Annotated in this window: 1 protein-coding gene; it reads right to left on the bottom strand. The window is 65.7% G+C overall.

From position 1 onward, the window contains the following. Positions 1–340: 340 nt before the first annotated feature. Positions 341–1597, bottom strand: coding sequence for an ISL3 family transposase (locus WAN02_RS33145; protein WP_422269588.1), 1257 nt, complete (start codon positions 1595–1597; stop codon positions 341–343). Between the last annotated feature and the right edge of the window lie 416 nt (positions 1598–2013).

The following is a 2013-nucleotide window of genomic DNA, read 5'->3' as shown; positions in this document are numbered from 1 at the left end:
TCCTTGCTTTTCGCGACGTCCGCCTGGACTCGCGCGTCGAGGGCGGGCTGGAGCTGCGCCCTCAACGCCTCAGGGATCTTTGGCCCGCGAATCGCCGGACGCCCCGCGGTCGTCGACTCGCCGCCTGCTGCCGTGGCGCTTCGGGCAGGGCCACGGCGAGCAGAGGTATCCAATAGAATCCTCTCCGCTGCGGGCTCGATGCCCCCCCCCGAAGGTACCGACTTCGAGGTGGCTGCGACGGCAGCCGAGCTTACGTGCGCCCCCGCGAGAGCGATCGAACAGGCAACGCCGAACGCCCGGACCCGCATGACTTCGCGCCGATACTAACAAGAAAGCCTCCTCAGCAGAATCTGTGGGCGAGCCAGTCGGGCTCGGGTAGCGCGCCGAGCGCGTGGTACAGGGCGATTTCGGCGTGCTCGTAGCTGCGAAAGCCGTATGCTTTTCGTGTCGTGATTCGCGCCTTGTTGTTGAATCCCTCGGTGGCGCCGTGGGCGAAGAGGCCACGAGCGGCAAACCAGGCGAGTAGTTCGCGCCGATGGGTGCGTAGCGTGCGGGCGAACTTCTTGAACGGATCCATGCGCGAGCGCATCGCCATGGTCGTCCATCGCGCCAGGAACTTCTCCGCCCACAGGCCGGAGGAGTAGTCCCAGAAGTGCTGGAACTGTTCCTTGAGCAGGCAGGCACGCACCGAGCGGAGATTGATCCGCAGTAGCTCGCGCAGGCGGCCCCGCTCGTCGGTGGACATGTTCTCTCGACGCTTGAGCAGCAGCCACCGCGTCTTGGTGAGCATCGCGGGGCGACCGGCGGCTCGCAGGCTGCGCACCTCCTCTCGTCGCACCTTGTCTACGGCCTCGTTGAGGAGCTTGGTGACGTGGAAGCGGTCGAGTACGTGGATGGCCGCCGAGCAGCGCTTGCTCACGACGTTGCGGAACGCCTGCCACATGTCGCTGGCGACGAACACGATCGCCTTGGAACGCTCTTCGCCCAGCATGTCGAAGAAGGTGTTGAAGGACCCGACCGTGCGGTCACGCGCCACGTGCAGCAGCCGCTTGCATCCGTGGTCGATCTGGTAGACGAGCGTGAGGTACTTGTGCCGCTTTTTCCAGGCGAATTCGTCGACGCCGATGGAGACGACTCCGTCGAGGTTGCGGTGCGCCAGCCCCCAGCGAACGGTGTGCTCGACGCACCGGAAGACGGTGTCCCAGGTCGAGTGGAAGCGCTTGGCCACCTCGCGCCACGACAGCACCTTCGCCCAGCTCGCGAGAAACCAGACGAGCGCGTGGGTCGTCTGCATCTTGCCCGCCGCCCAAGGCACCGCCTCGACGATGACACCGCAGCGAGGGCAGTCCACTCGGCGCATGGCATAGACGAGGTGGACGGCCAGGCCCCATAGCGGCACGAATGCGAAGAAGCGCGAGTCGAGCGTGTCGTAGCCGGGCCGCTTCCGGAAGCAATTCGAGCACCTGCCACGCGAGCCCTTGCGTGGCCGCACGTGAACCCAGACCGACGGGCGTCTGCTGCTGCCCACCCAGCGCACCTTCTCGTAAACGAAACCGGGCAGCGGGTGGAGCCGCCGCAGGATAGATTCGATCTGCATCGTGTGGGTCGCCTTGGCCTGAACAACCTGGCTTCTCGCACGATGCACCCTCCACTCGCCACGCCTCGGCGTCCCCGACCGCGTCACACGCTCGGCCCTACACGAGAACCGCCGCTCACGCCCACAGATCCTGCGGAAGAGCCTTTTTTGTAGGGCAGCAGCAGCTGCCCGCGCGGCTGCAAAGGCAGGGTCAAGCTCGGCGCTTGAAACCATCCCGGCTCCGGCGACGGGGCGCTTACCCTTACCCAGGCATCAGCGCTGCGCAAGCCAAAGAACTTTGTACTTTGATTGAACGAGAGCGCGACGCGCGCTGATTTGGGAGGTTGCGCGCGACGTGAGAAACTCAGGGCCGTGGAGCAGGGGTGGCGGCAACGTTGCTAGCCGACTGCCCCAGCTCTTGGAAACGGCCGTGTTGC

Origin of the sequence: Mycobacterium sp. (assembly GCF_049281135.1) — a bacterium.
Lineage (GTDB): Bacteria > Actinomycetota > Actinomycetes > Mycobacteriales > Mycobacteriaceae > Mycobacterium.
Note: the sequence above shows the minus strand (reverse complement) of the source record. Positions and strands in the feature narration are given on the sequence as shown.

Excerpts from the sequence above, each read along its gene's own strand:
- WAN02_RS33145 (WP_422269588.1), bottom strand. The coding sequence starts at position 1,597 with ATGCAGATCGAATCTATCCTGCGGCGGCTCCACCCGCTGCCCGGTTTC.